This is a genomic window from Paenarthrobacter sp. TRD_SC_7, from assembly GCF_056156245.1.
The window spans coordinates 2113841-2135132 of the sequence record NZ_CM149587.1 but is presented as its reverse complement, the minus strand read 5'-3'; the positions used below and the strand labels follow the sequence as shown (position 1 = coordinate 2135132).

The 21292-nt window shown below is 59.3% G+C and carries 15 protein-coding genes; 7 read left to right on the top strand and 8 right to left on the bottom strand.

Annotation, left to right across the window (positions count from 1 at the left end; all coding sequences use genetic code 11):
- Positions 1-68 precede the first annotated feature (68 nt).
- The 5 genes from AC0J5Z_RS10285 to AC0J5Z_RS10265 all read left to right on the top strand — a co-directional run bounded on the left by AC0J5Z_RS10285 (position 69) and on the right by AC0J5Z_RS10265 (position 8014).
- Positions 69-596 carry a hypothetical protein gene (locus AC0J5Z_RS10285; RefSeq protein WP_475039652.1) on the top strand — a complete coding sequence of 176 codons (528 nt, stop codon included), beginning with the start codon at positions 69-71 and terminating at the stop codon, positions 594-596.
- On the top strand, positions 596-3679 hold the full coding sequence (locus AC0J5Z_RS10280; protein ID WP_475038989.1) for a chitobiase/beta-hexosaminidase C-terminal domain-containing protein: 3084 nt from the start codon (positions 596-598) through the stop codon (positions 3677-3679). Before AC0J5Z_RS10285 ends, AC0J5Z_RS10280 begins: the two co-directional genes overlap by 1 nt.
- Positions 3680-3892: 213 nt before the next feature.
- Complete coding sequence (locus tag AC0J5Z_RS10275; protein ID WP_475038987.1) at positions 3893-4648, top strand: glycosyltransferase; 756 nt, start codon at positions 3893-3895, stop codon at positions 4646-4648.
- On the top strand, positions 4645-5673 hold the full coding sequence (locus AC0J5Z_RS10270) for a lysylphosphatidylglycerol synthase domain-containing protein (RefSeq protein WP_475038985.1): 1029 nt from the start codon (positions 4645-4647) through the stop codon (positions 5671-5673). The genes AC0J5Z_RS10275 and AC0J5Z_RS10270 overlap by 4 nt, the downstream gene beginning before the upstream one ends.
- 97 nt (positions 5674-5770) lie before the next feature.
- Positions 5771-8014, top strand: a complete 2244-nt coding sequence (locus AC0J5Z_RS10265) for a hypothetical protein (protein WP_475038982.1) — start codon at positions 5771-5773, stop codon at positions 8012-8014.
- 284 nt (positions 8015-8298) lie between these two features.
- Here AC0J5Z_RS10265 and AC0J5Z_RS10260 read toward each other — a convergent pair whose 3' ends face one another.
- From AC0J5Z_RS10260 to AC0J5Z_RS10230, 7 genes are all read right to left on the bottom strand, one after another.
- Complete coding sequence (locus AC0J5Z_RS10260) at positions 8299-9030, bottom strand: ABC transporter ATP-binding protein (RefSeq protein WP_475038980.1); 732 nt, start codon at positions 9028-9030, stop codon at positions 8299-8301.
- Positions 9031-9888: an ABC transporter permease gene (locus tag AC0J5Z_RS10255; protein WP_475038977.1), complete on the bottom strand. Its 858-nt coding sequence runs from the start codon at positions 9886-9888 to the stop codon at positions 9031-9033.
- 2 nt (positions 9889-9890) lie between these two features.
- Complete coding sequence (locus AC0J5Z_RS10250) at positions 9891-11897, bottom strand: glycosyltransferase (protein ID WP_475038974.1); 2007 nt, start codon at positions 11895-11897, stop codon at positions 9891-9893.
- The gene (glf, locus tag AC0J5Z_RS10245) at positions 11894-13078 is read right to left on the bottom strand and encodes a UDP-galactopyranose mutase (protein ID WP_026005450.1); all 1185 of its coding nucleotides are present in this window, start codon (positions 13076-13078) and stop codon (positions 11894-11896) included. Before glf ends, AC0J5Z_RS10250 begins: the two co-directional genes overlap by 4 nt.
- Positions 13079-13261: 183 nt before the next feature.
- A complete protein-coding gene (locus AC0J5Z_RS10240; RefSeq protein WP_475038972.1) occupies positions 13262-14248 on the bottom strand; it encodes a Gfo/Idh/MocA family oxidoreductase in 987 nt (328 codons plus the stop codon).
- Positions 14248-15339, bottom strand: a complete 1092-nt coding sequence (locus AC0J5Z_RS10235) for a DegT/DnrJ/EryC1/StrS family aminotransferase (protein ID WP_475038970.1) — start codon at positions 15337-15339, stop codon at positions 14248-14250. Before AC0J5Z_RS10235 ends, AC0J5Z_RS10240 begins: the two co-directional genes overlap by 1 nt.
- A complete protein-coding gene (locus AC0J5Z_RS10230) occupies positions 15336-15953 on the bottom strand; it encodes an acyltransferase (protein ID WP_014922230.1) in 618 nt (205 codons plus the stop codon). The genes AC0J5Z_RS10235 and AC0J5Z_RS10230 overlap by 4 nt, the downstream gene beginning before the upstream one ends.
- A gap of 182 nt (positions 15954-16135) precedes the next feature.
- Here AC0J5Z_RS10230 and AC0J5Z_RS10225 point away from each other — a divergent pair, with 182 nt between their 5' ends.
- The gene (locus AC0J5Z_RS10225) at positions 16136-20275 is read left to right on the top strand and encodes an FtsK/SpoIIIE domain-containing protein (protein ID WP_475038968.1); all 4140 of its coding nucleotides are present in this window, start codon (positions 16136-16138) and stop codon (positions 20273-20275) included.
- A gap of 18 nt (positions 20276-20293) precedes the next feature.
- Here AC0J5Z_RS10225 and AC0J5Z_RS10220 read toward each other — a convergent pair whose 3' ends face one another.
- The gene (locus tag AC0J5Z_RS10220; RefSeq protein WP_475038966.1) at positions 20294-20794 is read right to left on the bottom strand and encodes a hypothetical protein; all 501 of its coding nucleotides are present in this window, start codon (positions 20792-20794) and stop codon (positions 20294-20296) included.
- Positions 20795-21032: 238 nt separating this feature from the next.
- On the opposite strand from AC0J5Z_RS10220, the gene AC0J5Z_RS10215 reads away from it, so the two are divergent.
- Complete coding sequence (locus AC0J5Z_RS10215) at positions 21033-21281, top strand: WhiB family transcriptional regulator (RefSeq protein ID WP_003804966.1); 249 nt, start codon at positions 21033-21035, stop codon at positions 21279-21281.
- Positions 21282-21292: the final 11 nt, after the last annotated feature.

Sequence of the window (21292 nt, the reverse complement as noted above, 5' to 3'; positions counted from 1 at the left end):
TGGGGCGAAAATCCAACTGCATGCGGAGCTGGGGAGCATCCGAATGAAGTGGGGATCCCTCGGTGGACATGCCAAGACGCGCTATCGTCCAGCTTGGCCTAGCCGGTCTCGTTCTTACAGGCTGCTCGGTCAAGGTCGTTGAAAATGTTGAGCCATTCAGGCTGGGCGTGACGAATGCCGGCGATGTCGACAAACCACGCGTCGAAAGACCCGAACCAGTAAAGCGCTACCAATTCGAGTGCCGCGGAGCGAATGGAAATCCGCTCATCATCTTGTCGAGCCTTGAAGAGGTTTGGGCAAACACTCAATATAAGAAATTCGCAGATGTCGTTGTGACATATGTGGGTCCTCAGCCCCAGGTGTTGGCAGCGGAAGAAAATGCCGCGGTTAATGTCGCTATAGAAGCGGGTGCCGTTGGCACGCGCAATGATATTTGCCTCGCGATTATCAAAGCCTGCACCAGAAACAATCCACCCACCATCAGTACGGCACTTTATGGGCTTGGCGGCGTTCCCATCGTCAAGGGAGCGCTCACGCTGGCGCCCATGGCGCCGCAAGCCGCAGTCCTGACCAAGTGGCTGAAGGAAGTGGCGTGATGGAACAGCAGACACGGCGCGACGCCGGTAGGCGGCTTCGCGGACACAGGATCACCACGGCCCTGGCGGCGGTTCTTCTAACGGTTGCAGGCATGACAGCGGTGGTCTCCAGCACTCCCGCCCATGCAGACCAACAGAAACAAATCATAGGTATCGGGCTCACCAAACCGGCTGGAGCGGTTCTGGACCCCATCGGCAGGATGTGGGTTTCAGACAGCGTGGCCGGATTCTGCCGGATGTCCGAACCAGTTAATGGGAACGCGGGCACTATTGAGGAAGACACGTGCTTGGGCGGAAGTCTGCCGGGAGCCGGACCGGGTCCCAAAGTGCCCGGGGTTTCAATCGTGCTCGATCCGACGCCGGGCTCCATTGGTAGCGGCGACGAAACAGCCTTCATCCCGGACTCAGCTGTTGGGAGTTCTCATCTTGTACGGGCCGTATGGAATCCACCGCTGGACCTCTTCGAATACAGCAGCACGCTGACGGTCCTCGATGGCGACGTCCGCCCGAATGCAGTTTCGGACGGCCCGGACGGTAACATCTATCTGTCGTTCGCCAATGCCCGCTCAATCATAAAAATCGTTGATCCGACCATCATGCACCCAAGCATCGAATCCATAGCATCGGTCACCACCCGTGCGCTGGGCCTTGTAGCAGCGGGCTGGGACAGCAACGGGCATGTCAGTGTCTATGTCCTGGAAACCACTGGCCTCAGGGCGTTCTCTGCCCCGGGCAATGGCGAAATGACAGACTACGTGCCGCTGACGTCCTACAACGTAGGCATCGCCTCGTCGATCTTCTACGACTACGACGCCCACGTCATTTATACGGGGACGAACAGCGGCACGACAGCGGGCACAGACAAGGTTTCACGCCTGAACCTCACAACTGGTGCAGTAGACAACCAGTGGGCTCTGGGCTTCAGCAAGATCAGCGGCCTGGGTATGCGCGGCGGCCAACTGCTGGTCCTGGATGATCCCGGCCAGTTGGGCTCCACTCCGGGAAGCGGCCGGGGCAGTATCAGCATCCTTGGCGGTGCTGTTGCCAAAATTACTTCCGGCCCCACTCTGGCCAGTGGTGCACAAGCTCCCAACCCCGAATTCACCAACGACACCACTCCAACGTTCGGTGTGGCCGCTGAACCGGCCGGGAGCGCTTTGGAATGCTCCATGGGCGGCGCTTGGGTGGACTGCACTGGCGGAACCTACACGTCAACTCCACTGACCAACGGCCCGCAGACTTTCTCCGTAAGGCCTGCCCCCGGCGGGATTCCCGTTTCAAGGAGCTTTACAGTGGACACAGTCGCACCTGCGGTGCCGGTGTTCACCTCTCCGAACAGTGGGCAAGTAGTCAACGGCAAACCTGTCCTTGGTGCCACTTTTGAGACAGGAACAACACTCAGCTGTTCAGTTGACTCCACTGTCAATGCCGCATTCCAGGTCTGTGTACCGGGTGACACATTCACGCTCACCACGGCTGGTGTGCATACATTGAGGATCCGCAGCACAGACTCCGCCGGGAACGTCGGTCCTGCTGCTGCACAGACCGTAACAGCCGATCTGACGGCACCACAGGTGGCCATCACGGCACCGGCCAGTGGGGCCACCGTGGGAGCCGGATACCAGTTCCAATTCACCTCCACCTCTTCGGATGTGGCGGGATTCCGCTGCCGATTGGGAACCGATGCGTTCACCGCATGCACCTCACCAAAGGTCTATGCTGACATCGCCAATGGTCCAAACAGGTTCGAGGTAGAGGCCCGGGATGTTGCAGGCAACTCCACCGTTGCAGGCGTCAACTTCACGGTCTTCGTAGCTGACACGACACCACCTACAGTGACAGCCAGTCCTGTCGGTGGAACGTACGGTCCTGCAACCAAGGTCACTCTGACGCCGAATGAGGCCGACGCCAAGATCTACTACACGGAGAATGGCACGACTCCCACCACGGCCAGTACGCTCTACACCGGCCCAATCGCCATGGGAAGCAAGACCGTGAGGTACATTGCCGTGGACGCAGCCAACAATGCCTCCGCACCCCAATCCCAGGTGTACGTGTTGGACAATGTTGCGCCCACCGTGACGGCAAACCCACAGGGTGGAAACCTCACCCTTGGGCAAAAGGTCACTCTGACAACAGAGTCCGGGGCGAAGATCTACTACACCACGAACAACACGACACCAACGGTTTCCAGCCCGACCGGCACCACAACGGTGACGGTGACACCGACGACGACCACAACCGTCAAGTACTTCGCCGTTGACGCGGCAGGAAACCAATCAGCTGTAGCCTCGCAGACATACACCTTGCCTGCGGCGCCAGCCAATACCTGGAAGGACTTCAACTCCGACGCCAAGAATGACGTCCTGGCCCGCGACGCGGCCGGTACATTGTGGCTCTACCCGGGTAACGGCGTGGGCGGGTGGCTAGGCAAGGTCAACACCGGCACGTCGTGGAACAACTACAACCTGATCGTCCCAACGCGGGACTTCAGCGGCGATGGACGAAGTGATGTCCTGGCCCGGGATGCGGCCGGGCAAATGTGGCTCTTCAAAGGAAACGGCATGGGCGGGTGGCAGCCTGCAGTGGTTGCCGGCAGCGGCTGGAGCGGAATGACATCCGTGATCGCACCCGGCGACTTCAGCGGGGACGGCAAATCCGATGTCCTTGCCCGGGATTCCTCTGGAGTTCTGTGGCTCTACAAGGGCGACGGCCTGGGCAAGTTCAGCACTGGTCGAACACAGGTCGGAGCAGGGTGGAACGTCATGAATGCCATATTCAGCACCGGTGACTTCAACGGCGACGCGAAGACCGACGTGATGGCCCGCGATACAGGGGGTGCCTTGTGGCTCTACCCTGGCAATGGCAGCAGCGGCTGGGGCAGCCGATCCCAGATCGGAAGCGGCTGGAACGGCATGACGGCGCTGCTTGGACCGGGCGATTTCAACGGAAATGGCAAAGCTGATGTCCTCGCCCGGGACGCCAGCGGAAATCTGTGGCTCTATCCCGGCAACGGTTCCGGGGGTTGGCTCGCTTGGGGCCAGGTAGGCAACGGATGGCAAGGATTCACTTCGCTCCCCTGATAGGGACCGGACGTAGCTTGCCGTTTCGAGGGGTGCATCGGAGAATTACCGGTGCACCCCTTTCGTCTGCTGCCAGCGCTGAAGCTGCTGCCCTTCCACAGAAGGTGTCCAACAATGAACTAGACTGAGGGTTTGCAAGGAACTCGTGACAACAGCGTTGCGGGCTGCGGCTGGCGTTCAAGAATTCGTCGGCACGAACTACCGAGGAGAGTCTTGACTTTCGACCAGGCAGGCCAACCGGATCTCTCCGTTGTGATCCCGGTCTATAACGGAGAACGGATTTTGGCGGCCACAATGGCCCGTCTTTCCGACTACTTGACCAGTGGCACCTCCGAGATCATCATCGTGGAGAACGGTTCTTCCGACAAAACACTTGAGGTCGCCCTCAAGCATGCGGTGGATACTCCCAACGTGACGTTCCAGGTTCTCCAAAGCCAAAAGGGCATGGGAAATGCCTACCGCAGGGGCATCGAAGCCAGTTCCGGCCGCAGGGTACTTCTCACGGCGGACGATCTTCCCTTCGGCACGGACGATCTCGACGAAGATAAAAAGCTTGAAACCAAACCGCACGTTGTCATCGGTTCGAAGGCCCATAAGGACTCGATCACCGAGCGCAGTGCGATCCGCGGAATTACCACCTACGGTTTTAAGACTCTGCGACAGGTAATCCTTGGGTCCAAGGTTGGCGACTCCCAAGGAACCTTGATTGTCGACGGCGACTGGCTTCGGAGTATGGTTGACCGCTTCGATGACCCCGGGTTCCTCTTCAGCACCCAAGTCGTCTACGCCGCTGAAAAGCAAGGCTTCAAGATCGTCGAAGTGCCCGTCACGCTGGCTCCCGACGACGAACCGGGCGAAACCACAATCCGGACTGCCGACGTCGTAAAAATGTTCAAAGGACTGGTGGCCATGCGCCGCCGCCGGAGTGAATTCGCCGTGGCACCCAGCGCGGGAACGCACGCCTCATGACCGGTTCAATCGCGGAAACACCTTCGAACGACAATGATGTCAATCAGGAACAGCCGCCCGTGAAGAGCACCAAGGCCAAGCTGGTTGACTTCGCCCGGCGCGCCTTGGTGGTGATCGTGTTCGCCGCCGCCGTGTACTTCATTGCCGTCCAATGGCCACAGGTCCAAGCCACTGTTTTCGCCTTGCAATGGTGGCAGGTCCTGCTGTCCCTGCTGGCGCTCATCCCTGGCGTCCTCCTCGGGATGTACATGTGGCGGGTCGTCATGGCGAGCCTGCTGAGGTCGGTAGACGTTGAACCCCAAGGTTTGGTGCTGAACCAGATCTACCTCGTCGGCCAAATCGGCAAGTACCTGCCCGGTTCCGTGTGGGCGTTCGTGCTTCAGATGGAGCTAGGCCGCAAGAACGGCATTGCGCGTGCACAGGTCTTTGTAGCGTCCCTCGTAAGCACCGGAATCACTATTGGCGCAGCTCTGGTGGTTGGGGCTTCAGCTCTTCCAATCCTGGTCCAACGGCAGCCCAATCTGCAGTGGCTTTACGTCATACTCCCGGTCGTGATCCTGGCGATGAACCCGAACGTCGTGACGTTCCTCGTCAACATCGTCCTGAGAGTGTTCCGCCGCCCACCGCTTCCCGAACGTATTCAGGCCAACACCATGGTGAAGGCCTTCATCCTCGGCGTCCTGATGTACCTGTGCTTTGGCCTGCACCTGTGGATCCTGGTTGGCCACGAGGCGACACTGGACCTCGCAACGTTCCTTGTCTTAACTGGTGCGTTGGCTCTTGGGATGACGCTGGGAGTGCTGGCATTCCTGCTTCCCGCTGGCGTTGGTGCCCGCGAAGCCATCTTGATCCTGGCTCTGGCGGGAATGATGAGCGCCGGTGCTGCGACGGCAATCGCCGCCCTTTCAAGGATCATGTTCACGATCGCTGATCTGCTGTGTGTTGGCATCGCTTACGTTCACTTCCGGTGGCGGCAACAGTCCTCTTCCAAGAACTCCGTGGATTCCACTTCCGAGGCCAATTAGCGGGTGATGGCTGGCGCCCCCGCCTTCCCCGGAATCCCGGCAGTCTTTCAGGCCAATATTCATACTTATGCCGCGCGCTAAGGAGCAAGGTACGACCATGACAGCAGGAACCTCCGGGGCTACTGCCCAGCGCCCGCCGGTGACCCGACGGCGCTACTTCATGCAGCACGACTGGCATTGGGGCATTGTTACTGCCGCAATAGCAGCCGTCGCCTCCATCATTCCCCGACTGTTCAATCCCACGTTCTACTACTGGGACGACATGATGCAGTCCTTCCTCCCCTTGTGGCGGCACATGGGTGAGGAGATACGATCAGGCCGATTCCCGTTAATGGAACCCGGTGGCTGGGTGGGCGGCAATATCGTGGCCGAGGTGGGTTACGGTATTTTCAACCCTGTCAACATCGTCAACTCTGTCATCGTTTCGAACTTCGAGAACCTGTCTCTGGCAAGCTATTTCATCATCGTCCAGTTCATCGCGTTGCTGGCGTTCGGTACGTTCATGCTTGCCCGCGACTACGGTTCCAACAGGCCGCTCGCCCTGGCCGCCGGTGTAGCCATCCCCTTCAGCGGCTTCACGCTGTTCTACGAGGCTGCACGCTGGCCAGGCGGCCTGATGGCCTTCGCTTGGATTACCGTTTTCTGGTGGTCTGTCCGCCGCTATGCGCGTCGCAACACGTCGCCGTTCCTGCCGTTCCTGTTGGGCTTCCTCACGATGACTGCCGGAAACCCCTACGGTGCCATTGGCGTCATCTTGGTTCTCGCGGCCGTCGCCGTCGAGTTGATGCTTATGAGGCACTGGCGTCGGCTTATTCCGATCGTCATTGTCGGTGCGCTTGTGGGTCTGACCGCTGTCCTGGTCTATTTCCCCTTGCCCCTCAGCTCAGCCGTTACAGTACGGCAGCAGAACGAGATCCTGAATGACCTCTTCCTTTCCCCGGATATGTCGTCGCTGCTGACCATGAGCACATCGTCCATGACGCCTCGGATTAACAACTTCTGGGCCCCCATCGACAACGTCCCGTCAAGTTACCTGGCGTGGTTCGTCCTGCCGTTGCTTCCTTGGCTTGATTTCCGAAGCTTCAGGAACCGCTCGCGTCAAATATTCAGCATCTACATCATCACGGGAATCTACTTCCTGCTGACGTTCGCTCCTTCCCAGGTGCTCGTTTTCCGCTGGCCCATCCGCCTCATCGAGTACGTGTACCTGGGCGTCATCGTCCTCGTCGCAGTCGTTGCCTCTGCGGGCTTGAAGACCACATCGTGGAAGAAGCGGCTGTTTATTACCGTGGCCATTCTTGGGTTCGGAACCTACAGGGCATGGTCCATGGTGCCTGGAGGCGGCAAATGGCAGGTCTTCACCTTGGCCGTAACGTTGGGCCTTGTGGGTCTGGCCGTTTTTGGCTGGAAACGCTTCGGTTACCGGGGCCTCGCAGCGGTGATGGTGATCGGAACCATTGCCACCCTGGGAATGCAATCCAGGCAGTTCGTCCCCAACAATGCCGTTGCCGGGATCGGTTCCCCCGTGGATGCGGACACGCTCCGCGACTCAACCAGCAGCTACAGGGGTAACACCATTCAGATCTTCAACACTATGAAGATCACAGGACAGGAATTCACTGAGGGCCGCCTTCTTTATGGCAATCAGATCCTCAATGCCGACGTCAACAACAGCATGGGCCGGTACAGCGGGATCAGTTTCACCACGTACGTCAACGCTCTGTGCATGAACTATCGCGGGGAGACTTGCCCGCTGGCCTACACCGAGCTGTTCAAGCAGGCGTCCGGGGAAATTGACGTTACTTTAGCAGATGTCCTCCAAGTCGAGACTGTCGCCGTCCAAAAGACGTTGATCGCCCCGGACCAACTCACCGTAGCCCCTGGCTGGTCGATTGTGGCCTCGGATGAGACCAGGACAATCCTTCAGCGGGAGGACCCGCTGCCCTACCCTGGCACTGTTTCCTGGGCCTCCGCCGGCATCTCCGTGCAGGATGCGGTCCGGAACGGCAACGATGAACACATCACGCTGTCCGGCGATGGCAGCGCCGGGAAACTGACCCTCGCCCGTCTCGCGTGGCCCGGCTACACCGTTACGGTTGATGGAGAACCGCAGAAGCTGACGCAGGGCCCAGCAGGAGTAATACTGGTGGATGTTCCGGCCGGCGCAAAGTCTGTGGACGTAACGTTTACGACGCCGGGCCTCACCATGGGCCTCGGTGCTCAAGCGGCCGCGTGGTTCGGAATCTTGGTGTTCACTGTTTTCCATTATGTTCGTCGGCAACGCCGCACCAAGTCGGAAGAACACGTCATTCAGAAGCCAGCCGAAAAGGTTTCTGTCTAACCAGCCGGCATCGCCCCGGAGGCACCCGCAGCTCAGAAGAGCGTCCGTCCCGCCACAGGGACGGACGCTCTTTTGCATTGGCCCTCAAAGGCTCCGCCACAGCCTTTCGGACGGAGAGAGGTGTGATGGCAGGATGCGTGTCTCAGGGCAGGTCAGACCGATCCGTACCGGTACACCTTCTAGTGCAGCAACTCGGGTACGGCAAAGGCCACCTCCCATCTATTGGACAAGATGGGAGGTGGCCTTGTTGCTGCCCTCTTGCGGGTCACATAAGCGCTACCAGGCTAGTTGCTATCGCGCAGCCAAGCTACAGCCTCGTCAGCGGGGCCCTCGAACTGCACCGTACCGGAGCCAAGCACAACTCCCCTGTCGCAGATCCGAGAGATCATGTCGAGGTCGTGGCTGACCACAACCAGTGTCCGTCCTTCCGCAGAAAGTTGTTTGATCTTAGCCAAACACTTTTTCTGGAACGGTTCGTCGCCCACAGCCAGAATCTCATCCACCAAGAAGATATCCGGCTGTGTGTGTACCGCAACTGCGAAAGCCAGCCTCAGGAACATTCCGGAGGAATAGAACTTCACTTCGGTGTCGATGAACTGTTCTATTTCGGAAAATGCAACGATCTCATCGAACTTCTCGTTGATTTCCTGCTCAGTCATTCCCAGAATCGCGGCATTGAGGAATACGTTTTCACGCCCGGACAAGTCCGGGTGGAATCCTGCGCCAACTTCGATGAGCCCAGCTACGCGACCCTTCGTGCGGACTGTCCCCTTGTCCGGCAGAATAACCCCCGATATGAGCTTCAACAGCGTTGACTTTCCTGAGCCGTTGAACCCCAACAATGCCACGGTCTCCCCCGGCTGAATCTCGAAGCTCACATCATGGAGAGCATCGAACTTCTTGCTGAGGTCGCTTTTCCGACCCTTGGCCAACCAAACGAGAGTCTCCTTCAGGGAGTGCGAATGGCGGAGATTGAACGTCTTCTTAAGGCCCTTGACGATTATTGCCGCGCCCATCTAGACCTCCTGCGCAAAGTGGCCCTCAAGTCGTCGGAAGACGAGTTGGCCGATGATAAGGAACAGGGCTGCCATGCCGAGACCAATCAATCCCGTCCACATGAGATGCGGAGGTAGTTCGACTGGACGGTCAACAGTGGGATACCAGAAGGCCCAGTGGAACAACTCGACAGCTACAGTGATCGGGTTCAGCTGATAGATGACCAACACCCAAGAAGGCGCCAGCCGGCGGATCATGGTCCAGTCATAGAGCACCGGCGACGTCCAAGTAACAATCATCATCAGCATATCGACGATGTTTTCGGCGTCACGGAAGAAGACATTGATGGCGCCAGCCAACAGGCCCAAACCCGTTGCCGTAATTGCCACAATGACGAAGCCCAGCGCAGCTCCGATAAGCTGCATAATGTCCGGTTTCCACCCGCTCAACAGCGCAGCTGCCAACAAGACCACCAGTTGTGGGAGGAAATGAACCGCTGCCACCCACACCGACGCAACGGGGAACAACTCCCTTGGCAGGTAGATCTTTTTGACCAAGGCAGCATTCGAGACGATAGATCTCGTGGCATTCGAAAACGCTTCGGAGAAAAAGTTGATGACGATGACGCCGGAGAACATGTAGAGCGCGTAATTGGGAATCTGGTCCCCCACGCGCAGGACAATACCCAGAGCAAAGAACAGCACGACGTACTGAACCAACGGCTTGACGTAGGACCAGGCAAGGCCGAGGACGGAACCCCGGTACCTTACACGGAGTTCCTTACGGACTATCAGTTTGAGGAGGTACCGGCGCCGGTAGACGTCCAGCAGCCCGGCACCTACCCCAGGAACAGCATAAGTATCAGTGGAAGTCGTCATTGCTACTTGCTGGGCTCCGAAGCTTCGAATGTTTCCCGCCACGACTCCATGGAGGTGATTTCGGGAAGGGCCTCACGGTATTGAGCCCGGAGGGTCTCCCAGTTGGAGAAGAGCTGGGCGTGGAGTTTGGCCGATTCGACCACCAACTGACGGGCCATCTTGGGGTCTCGCAAGTGCCATGAAGCGCCTGTGCCGTCGGCATTGGACACCACGGCGCTGTCCAGGTGCGCCAAGCTCCACCACTTGCCGTCCTGATGGGCGACGTGAGCCTCGGGGTTGGCCTTAGCGGTATCGCGGACCGGAGCCATTGTCTGCTTGAGAACAGTCTTAACTGCCCAAGGAAGCAGTCCCAAGGCGCCTGGCTGCTTGTAAGACTGGGGCTTCTTGGGGGGACGCTTGCGGAAGACTTCCGGGAAAGCTGCAGGGTCGGTCTTGACCTGCGAGTCCCGGAACTCCTCGCGCATGGCACGGAGTTTCGGCATCGTCGTCGGCAGTTGCTTGTGCAGATTGCCTGGTCCGGCGAGAACATCGCGGAGAGCCATCACGCGGGCTTGCTCCGGGTAGTACTGCATGGACACCAGGTGCTTGACATCCGTGTTCAAGCTCTCCCGCAGGATGCGCCCGCCCTTGGGGAACGGGGAGTGCAAGAGGGTCGCGATAAGTCGGTTGCGCTCGTGGTAGTAAGCCTGCCAGTCCACGGAATCGTCCTTGTCAGCCCAGGACACGTGCCAGACTGCTGCTCCGGGAAGGGTCACGGTGGGGAAGCCGGCTGCGCGGCCACGGAGTGAGTACTCAGCGTCGTCCCACTTGATAAACACAGGAAGGGACAGACCGATGGTTTCCACAACAGTCTTGGGAATGAGGCACATCCACCATCCGTTGTAGTCCGCGTCCCAGCGACGGTGCAGTTGCGGAGTGGAGCGCAAACCTGCAGTAGAGAAGTCATGATTTCCGAGCCCTTCCACAGGACCCCAAAGGAACCGGTAGAAGTTGACTACCTCTGAGTACGCGTGCAGGACGGACTTGTTGTACATATCGAACATGTGGCCGCCCACAATGGTCGGCTTCCGGCAGAGGTCTGCGAACGCCACTGCACGCATGACGCCCTCTGTTTCCAGCTCAATATCGTCGTCCAGCAGCATGACGTAGTCGCTCCTGTCTGAAACGACCATCTCGTACATGTTCCGGGCAAAACCGCCCGAGCCGCCCAGGTTGCCTTGGTTGATGATCCGAAGTTGATCGCCCATGGAATCCGCAACTGCGTCGAAGCCAACTTCGTCGGCAACCTTCTTGTTGCCCTGATCCACAATGATGAGTTCCGCAAGAATTTCCCGCAAACCAGCGTCAGCATCAATGGACTTGATGGTCTCGAGGCAGTAGTCGGCGCGATTGAACGTCGTTACGCCCAGCGTCACGCGACCCTGTGGGCGGCCCTCATCCGGGACAGCCCAGTGAGCGCTCTTGAGCGTCATTCCATCGCCGCCGGCAATGAGGTCGAACCAGTACCAGCCGCCGTCGCCGAACGGGGCGAGTGTCAGTTCGAAATCATTGGTGGAAGAGCCCTCAACCAGAATCGAGTCAACGCGCTGAGACGCACCACGAGCATTGGAGCGATAGACGATAACCGTCCCCTCGCCCTCGGTTTCAATGTGAAGCACGGTTTTGGTGGCGATGGTCCACTTGCGCCAGTAACTGGCAGGGAAGGCGTTGAAATAGGACCCGAATGAAAGACGTTCACCACGGCGGACCTGGACGGAGCCGCGGTCCAGGATGTCCTCGGGGTGGAGTTTTCTGGCCATGCCAATGGCCTGTACATCGGTGTTGCTGCCACTCCTTTGGACCTTGTTAGTGTCAGGATCCACATACAGGGGCAGCGTGTCGAGGTCACGGTTGGCCGGGAAAATCACGCGTTGGACAATCCGCAGGTTCTGTTCCGTCGAAGCCGGGATTTCAGCAGCAGTAGTGGCCGTCATGGCGATCTCCTGGCTTTCGTTTGTTGTAGCGGTCATGCGTCTACTCCCCCACTTTCAAGCTTGGCGCCGCCGGTGAAGTGCGGCTTGATCTTGTTGTCGAACATGGACAAGGCAGAACCTATGGCCATGTGCATGTCGAGGTACTTGTAGGTTCCAAGACGGCCACCAAACAGGACCGACTTCTCGCCCTTGGCAAGATCTCGGTAGGCCAGCAACTTCTGACGGTCATCAGAAGTGTTGACGGGGTAGTACGGCTCGTCCCCCTTCTCAGCAAAACGCGAGAACTCGCGCATGATGACAGTGGCGTCCTTGGTGTAGTCCCGCTCGGGGTGGAAGTGACGGAACTCATGGATGCGCGTGAAAGCGGCATCGGCGTCAGGGTAGTTCATTACCGAACAGCCTTGGAAGTCCTCAATGGGCAGGACCTCTTCTTCGAGATCAATGGTGCGCCACGAGAGATCACCTTCGGCGTAGTCGAAGTAACGGTCAACCGGACCCGTGTAGATGACCGGTACCTGGCCAAGGACAGAAGACCTACCGTACTCACCGTCGTCGAAGAAGTCCGAGTTCAGGACCACCTCAATGTTCGGGTGATCCGCCATGCGTTCAATCCAGGCGGTGTAACCGTCTACCGGGAGGCCTTCGTAGGTGTCGTTGAAGTACCGGTTGTCATAGTTGTAGCGCACGGGAAGCCGCGAGATGATCTCGGCCGGCAGGTCCTTTGGGTCCGTCTGCCACTGCTTTCCCGTGTAGTGCTTAATGAAGGCCTCGTAAAGGGGACGGCCGATGAGCTGGATGCCCTTGTCATTAAGGTTCTGGGGGTCCGTTCCCGCCAGTTCGCCAGCCTGCTCGGCAATGAGTGCCTTTGCTTCGGTCGGGCTCATGGCCGATCGGAAGAACTGGTTGATGGTACCCAGGTTGATGGGCATTGGGTACACCTCGCCTTTATGGCTGGTGTAAACCTTGTGCTGGTAACTCGTGAACTTGGTAAACCGGTTCACGTATTCCCACACACGTTCATTTGAGGTGTGGAAGAGGTGGGCGCCGTAGCGGTGCACCTCGATTCCGGTCTGCGCCTCATTCTCGCTGTAGGCGTTTCCACCAATATGGTGGCGGCGATCAAGCACCGCAACCTTCAGCCCCAACTCGGTAGCGGCGCGTTCTGCAATGGTCAGGCCAAAGAAACCCGAGCCGACGACGACGAGATCAGCGTTCACAAACTCTCCTGTGTATTGGCGTGCGGGCACAGAGATGCCCACGTCTACTGGTCAAGGCTACCCGACGTTACGATCGTTCCCCGATTCGGCGGCACGCGGCAGCAAGGCAGCAATTGTCCGAAAAAACGAACGGGAAGCTTGGCCCATAGCCAGCCTCCCGTTCAATACTGCAAAAGAACAAAGCTAGAGCGAGATCACGGAGCCTGTCCCTGCAGACTCGAGCACGGCCTCGGCAACGCGAAGGGTCTCAAGCCCCTCCGCCATTGTGACAATGTTCATGGACTTTCCGAGTACAGCATCACGGAAAGCTTCATGCTCCATCTTCAGCGGCTCGCGCTTGGCTAGGGCAAAGCGTGTGGATGATCCCTCAGACACGCCACGGAATGCCGCGACGGAGTCCCAGTCTGTCTGGAAGGTGCCATTCTCAATGAACGTCAGATCAGCCGAGATGGTGTCCGCGATGTACGCACCGCGCTCACCGAGGACAACCGTGGTGCGCTCCTTCATGGGCGACAGCCAGTTGACGATGTGGTTGGTGACTACGCCGCTCTTGAGGTGGCCGATGGCGGTGACCATGTCCTCGTGCTCGCGTCCGCTCCTGGACGTTGTGTGTGCCACTACGTTCACGAAATTGCTCTGTGCAAGCCATGCAGTGAGGTCGATGTCGTGAGTTGCAAGGTCCTTGACTACGCCGACGTCCGCGATGCGTGAAGGGAATGGACCCTGGCGGCGGGTCGAAATTTGGTACACCTCTCCGAGGTCGCCGTTGCCGAGCCGTTCGCGGAGGCTTTGCAAAGACGGGTTGAAGCGCTCGATGTGGCCTACTGCCCCGATCAATCCCCGCGAGTCGAAAGCCTCGGCGATCCTGCGGCCCGACACAGAGTCGTTGGCAATGGGCTTTTCCACCAGGCAGTGCACGCCGGCTTCAGCCAACTTCAATGCCACTTCCTCGTGAAGCACGGTTGGCACTGCGGCTACAGCCATGTCAATGCCTTGTTCGATGAGCTGTTCAACCGAGCTGCACACCTCGAGGCCGCTGGCTACGTTGTGAGGGTCCCCGAAGGAGTCAGCGACGGCTACTAGGTCGACGCCTTCAAGCTCGCGAATAACGCGGGCGTGGTGGCGGCCCATCATCCCCAGTCCGATGAGGCCTGCACGCAGATTTGCCACTAGCTTCCTGCCTTCGCAATGGCGTTGACCGCGGCAACGATGCGCTCAAGATCGTCCTGGCTCAGCGACGGGTGAACGGGCAGCGACAACACGCTGGCCGCGGCTTCCTCCGTGACGGGCAGGTCATCAGAAGTCTGGAAAGGAGCGAGACGGTGGTTCGGGATGGGGTAGTACACGCCACACCCCACGTTGTATTCCTCACGCAGTGCCTTGGCGAAACCATCACGGTCCTCAGCAATGCGAATGGTGTATTGGTGGTACACGTGCTCATAGCCTTCAGTCACCTTGGGAGTGACAACGCCTTCGATGTTTGCATCGAAGAAGGCTGCATTCTCCTGGCGGGTCTTGGTCCAGGCATTGATCTTGGTCAGCTGCACGCGACCAATGGCAGCATGGATGTTGGTCATGCGGGCGTTGAACCCAACAAGCTCATTTTCATACTGGCGTTCCATGCCTTGGTTACGAAGCAGCCGGAGCCGACGCTCGACATCGGCCAAACCGGTGCTGACCATGCCACCCTCGCCGGAAGTCATGTTCTTGGTGGGGTACAGGCTGAACATAGCGAAGTCACCGAACGTACCCACCTTGCGACCGTTGACGGCCGCACCGTGGGCTTGGGCGGCATCTTCGAAGACCTTCACGCCGTGCTTGGATGCGACTGCGCCGATTCCGTCGACGTCGAAGGGGTGGCCGTACAGGTGAACCGGCATGATGGCGGCCGTCCGGTCCGTGATTCTCGATTCGACGGAGGCGGGATCGAGCGTGTAGTGGTCCAGGTCCACGTCAGCGAAGACAGGAGTCGCCCCCGTCAGAGCCACGGAGTTGGCCGTGGCTGCGAAAGTGAACGACGGAACAATGACTTCGTCGCCGGGGCCAATTCCCGCAGCCAACAGGCCGAGGTGCAATCCGGAAGTGCCGGAGTTGACCGCTACCGCAGCCCTGCCGTCGAGGAGGACCTGCGAGAATTCCTGTTCGAACGACGCAACCTCCGAACCCTGTGCGAGTTGGCCGGAAGCCAAGACGGCCTCTACTGCCTTGCGCTCGTCATCACCGATGATGGGCTTGGCGGGGGGAATGAATTCGGGGCTCATGCCTCTACCTCTCGAAGGGTCTCGTTCTGTTCAACATATGTGGCGCCGGTCTCAGGGCATACCCAGTTCTCACCGCTGCGCTGCAACGGGAAACCAGCTTTACCGACCCAACCATGGCGCTTGGCCGGAACTCCGACCATCAAGGCAAAATCAGGGACATCTTTGGCGACAACAGCACCTGCAGCTACAGTGGCCCATCGTCCGATGGTCACTGGTGCGACGCAAACGGCGCGGGCACCGATTGATGCGCCTTCGCGAATGGTGACGCCGACGGGCTCCCAGTCGTGAGCGCTCTTCAAGCCGCCATCCGGGCTAACCGCCCGGGGGTAAGTATCGTTCGTGAGTACTACAGCCGGGCCGATGAAGACGCCGGCCTCCAGTACTGCGGGCTCGTAGACAAGTGCATAATTCTGAACTTTGCAGTTGTCCCCCATCTTGACTCCGGTGCCAATGTAGGCTCCTCGTCCCACGATGCAATTGACGCCTAATTCGGCCTGCTCGCGGACTTGGGCAAGATGCCAAATCTTTGATCCATCACCAATTACCGCCTTGTCTGAAACATCGGCGCTCTCCGCAACCACTATCACCGGTGAAGGTCCTTCCTCATTGAGCACACGCGACAACGAGATTCATCTTAGCTGAGACACCATGCCCCGGCGTCAAGGCCGCGTCTGCATGAGCGTGGCAAGAGTTGTCCACATAGGCCACTGCTGTCGCAGCGCTTCCATGTCCAGGGACGTAGCGTGATTTTGTCAGCCCGACAATCACTACCCGCCAATATGCAGAGGAAAACCCTATGGCCTTGGAGTGCACCTTGGTACGCGCCCCTGGTGCCGCTAAAACAACGGACCCCGAGGAACTGAGCATCGCCGTCCCGGAAGGCTCGTCCGGCGCCCAACTTCAGCAGCTTCTCGCTGAAGCGCGTGGAACCGGCCTCCTCTCCGTTGGTGGACGGCTCTTGGCCACTCTTACGGTGGGACTGCCGCCGCTTGTCTCGGGTGCCGTCATTGTGGATGATGGTCCGTCGCGTCCAGCCACGAAGACCATGCTCTTGCCCCTGATGTTGCTTACCCACTCAGGTCCCGGCGCAGGCTCTATCTTCCGCATTCAACGGGGCCGGTTCCGAATTGGCAGGGGTTCTGCCGATATTTCATTGCCGGATCCCGGGATGTCCAGGGAACACGCCGTACTGGAGGTTTCCAGCACAGCCCTGACGTTAAGGGCCGTTGGGGGCGCGAACCCTGTTTTCGTGGACAATCAGCCCACGCATCGGAAATTGGTAACTTCATCGTCAACGGTGCGCTGTGGGAACTCCACCTTCACTGTGGTCACGGACACTGGTCCCGTTCCGACGATTTCAGCCGCCGCGGGCTGTTCGGTGGAAGAACCACTCGAAGTACCTCACGCCAGTCGCCCCGGAAGCGGTCTCGTAATGGCATCGGCGGCCGGACTGCCGTTGATTGCCGGCATCGGTCTTGCTTTTGCCACAGGAAACTGGATGTACTTGGGATTTACCGCCATCTCAGCCCTAAGCCTTCTTTTCCCGCTGATCGCCGGACGGAAGGGCCGCAGGGACCGCAGGCTGGCCGTCGCGCATGCGGTGCAGGAAGACATCGAACGTCGCCGTCGGTGCTCGCCATCGGCTGCAGAGATCATCGTGGCAGTTCACGGCGCTTCCGCGGTGGGAAAGACGGCTGCGGAAGCCTCCACAGGAGATGCGCCTTTCATTCCGGCTACAACCTCGGCGGCAGGGAGCCTTGCTCAAGTGCACGGTGTGTGGCTCCGTCTCGGAACAACGCAAACGGTCGCAAACGTGCGGCTGGTTCCCGACGCTCCTCAGTTCCGGCCCCCGCCCATTGGCACCGCGGCAATGACTTTGGATCCCAAGCATCCCGTAGTGACACTCTGTGGCCAACCCGACCACACGGACGCCCTGATTCGTTTCGTACTGATGCAGCTAGCGAGTTATCCCGGCTCCGCAGAGGCGCCCGTCATTATTCTTGGCCGGGTCGGAAGGCTGCCCTTGAGCGCCAGGTTCCTTCCCCGGGTAACACTCACAAGCAACCTGGCCTCCGCCCTCGCTGCCCTACAGCAATCGAACGGGAGGCTCATCATCGTCGATGACCCAGAGGATGATGAAGCAGAACTCCTGTCGTCCCTCTTGAAAACCGCCCGAAACGCCGCGTGGCAAGTAATCAGGTGCTCCGTTGCGTCCCAGCGTGCCGGGGTCGTCATCGAAATTTCTCAATCAGGAACAGCAGGCTTCTTGGAGACCCCCGGCGAGCGCCGACCCTTCGTCCCGGATCTCGTGCCAGCCGAAGTTTTCGATAGGTTTTGTCGTAGCATGCGGGCCTCAGCTTTCGGTGAAGGACCAGAAACCGGCAGTGCGATTCCCAAGAATTGTTCCCTGGCTGAGTTGCTTCCCTCCGGGCAACGCAGAGTACTCCGGCGGTGGACCGACGCATCCAGGCAAAACGGCCTTACCGCTGTTTTGGGCAAGGGCCACGATGGGCCGTTGACCTTCGACTTCAAGCTTGACGGTCCTCACCTATTGGTTGCTGGAACCACAGGCTCCGGTAAGTCAGAACTTCTCCGGACACTTGTGGCTTCCATCGCACTGAGTGATTCACCGGATCGCACAACGTTTTTGTTCTTTGATTTTAAGGGTGGGTCGGGCTTGCGGCCTCTTGCAGGCCTACCGCACTGCGTTGGTCTCCTGACGGATCTCAGCAAGCACCACTTGGATCGTGCTCTTGTTTCCCTCCGTGGAGAGATCCGGCATCGAGAAGAGCTATTCGCTGCTGCCGGCGTCTCAGATCTCGTCCAATATCAACGCACGGCCTCGCCGACCGATCCGATGATCCCACATTTGGTCCTGGTGATTGATGAGTTTCGCATGTTGGTTGACGAAGCTCCGGGCACTCTTCGCGAGCTCATGCGTGTCGCAACCATCGGACGTTCCCTGGGTATCCATTTGGTCATGGCTACTCAAAGGCCCCAAGGAGCGCTAACCGCAGATATCCGGGCAAATGTGACCTCAAGCATCGCCCTTCGCGTGCAATCCGAAGCCGAGTCCATGGACATCATCAATACGAAGGCTGCCGCCTCCATCCGCGTGGACGCCCCGGGTCGTGCATATCTTGCCAAAGCTTCGAGCAGTGCCGAAGAATTTCAAACAGCGTCACTCGCCGCTCCCCCCAACGTCCGGGGAGCTGGCGCACGGTGTGAGGGTGGCTTGCCGGTTGTGCAGTCGGCGTCTGAGGCGTTACAGCAACGTTCCGGTGTCCGGAATACGGTCAGCAAACAGGATTCCCTCTCAGATTCTGACGCCGCGTGGGTGGTGGCCACAGTCCACGAAGCATGGTCACGGCTCAGCAAACCTCTCCCCCGACGTCCCGTAGCGGCTTCACTGCCTACGTCGATCCAGTGGCTTGATGAACTGCCGGACGTCGAGGGAAACCTGGCCGTGGAGTCCGGGGCGGGAGGCCATTGGGCCGTAGGACCGTTGGCAATGCTGGACAGACCTACGCGCCAAGTTGTGGACCCGCTGGTGTGGTTGCCGTCCGCGCACGGACATCTGGCAATGATCGGCAGCGCTTCGAGTGGCATGCGGGACTGCTTCAGGGCAACGTCCGCCATGCTCGCAACCCAGAGACCCCAACCGTACGTCTATATCCTCGACGCAACCGGCATCCTGGGCGACCTCTCTGACGGGGGCCGAATCGGCGCTGCAGTGGGCCTCCACCAACTGCACCTCGCAGTGCGGGTCTTGAAGCGCCTCGCCACGGAAATGGAACATCGACGGAGTGCCGGTGAATTCGGGAGGTTCAGCCCACCCCTGGTTTTGATCGTAGCCGGGTGGTGCTCGTGGGCTACCGCGCTCCGGAGCGGGCCCTTCGGATGGGCAGAAGGAATGTTGCAGGACATTGTCAGGGATGGTTGCTCTCTAGGCGTCACCGTATTGATTTCAGGGGAGCGGGAACTCGTCAGCTCACGCTTTTTTGCTGCAATACAGAATCGCGCCTACTTTCCTTCCGCATCCACTGAAGAGTCGCGGTTCCACTGGCCACGCCTTCCTGAGGTGGAATCCCTTCCAGGGCGCGCCGTCGTCATGGGAAGTTTTGCTAAGGAACACCTCAGCGTGGCTCAGTTTCGGGAGGCTCCAGGAAATGGACGCTGGCCGTTTGGTGACCTCATGCCATCTGAACCGCCGTTCCGGGTACGGCCACTGCCTGAGCTTCTTCGCGCTGAGGATTTCCATGCACTCGTGGCGGCGTTCCGGACACAGGAATTTCCGTTAGGATCAGGTTCTGGTTCGGCGGCATCCCGTGGAGCAGGTGCCCACCCGACGGACGGCAACCTGGAGAGCCCACTGTGGATCGGCGTCGCAGGAGACGCAGCCAGCCCGGTGTCCATGCCTCTCCGTGAACACGGAGTCAGCGCTATCCTCGGTAGCCCTCGCTCCGGAAAGAGCTCAGCTCTGGCATCGCTTCATGCCCTGAATCCTTTGGTTCCATGGGTGTTTCCGCCGGATGCACCGTCAGCCAGCTCTTTCTGGGCTTCGGTCGCATGCGAGGCCGCAGCGGGTACCCTTTCCTCCAACAGCATCCTCCTCGTCGACGACGCCGATTTGCTGAATACCCAAGGCAGACAGGCTTTGGCTGGCTTGGTCGGCAAAGTCCGCAGCATCATCCTGACAGCAACATCTGGACCGTCCCTCCTTCAAGACCTGCCGCTTGCGAAGGAAGTGCGGGCTTGCAGCATGGGTTTGGTATTGGCGCCCGGAACGCCACATGACGGCGATCTCCTGGGCGTGAGGCTGGAAGCCTATCAGGCCGGCCGCCCAGGTCGAGGCTTTCTCATCGACGGGACGGAGGTAGCGCCCTTTCAAGGTGTACTCACTACAGGTTTCCCACCGCCGGCTCGACCGCACTGAGTCGGAGCCAGACTTTGTCTAGAGCGCCCCGGTCGTGCCCCCGGTACGTGAGGCATAAGCCACGACGTCCTTCTGAAAAAGGAAAACAATTGCAGCCGCTGCCGGAATAAGCATCGCCAGCCCCGCCAGCACCAGCCCGCCGGTTATCGTGGGAAAACCAATGGTGAGAACAAACAACTGTGCTACCAACGCGGCCGCACGCGTCCATCTATACCCGCGGAACAGGAAGTGGCCCACGGCAAGCAGCCACGCCGAGAAGGCCAACAGCAGCCCAAGAGTGAAGACTGCCCCCCAAAAGGTCAGCACTGGAGCCCCGGTCAGCAGTTCGAATGCGTACCATGCTGCGGCGCCGAGGAGTGCCAGTCCTTCCAGCACAACAACGATCGAGATGACAATGATTCCCAGTGGGCGGCCGCTGGCCCCCCTGCTGTTTGCCGCGAAGGGCGCCGTAGCATCAGAATTGTCGCTTCCATCGGGGCCGGAGGCGGGTTGGGCAGGGTTCACGGGAGGTCTTGACACACTGGCACACTACCGGACATAGTCATCTAGCAGTGAGGGCACTGGCGGCTGATGTGATGCATCGCTCACGGATTCCGGGCATTTCGACCACTAACACCCCTTGTTTACAAGGCGTTAACATGAAACGCTTGACTCAGACGACCAAGGGGGCCCATGCGGGCCCCTTTCCTTTGGAGCCTCTCGTGAATGTTTTCACAAAAGGCCCTTCTAGTTCTCACGAATGGAGTGACTGATCAGCATGGATTGGCGTAATCGCGCAGCCTGCCTCGACAAGGACCCGGAGCTCTTCTTCCCAGTAGGCAACACGGGACCAGCACTTCTGCAGATCGAGGAAGCCAAAAGCGTCTGCCGCCGCTGCCCCGTCGTAGACACCTGCCTTCAATGGGCGTTGGAGTCCGGACAAGACGCCGGTGTTTGGGGCGGCATGAGTGAAGACGAACGCCGGGCACTCAAGCGTCGCGCTGCACGCGCGCGCCGCGCTTCCTAGCCCAGGAAACG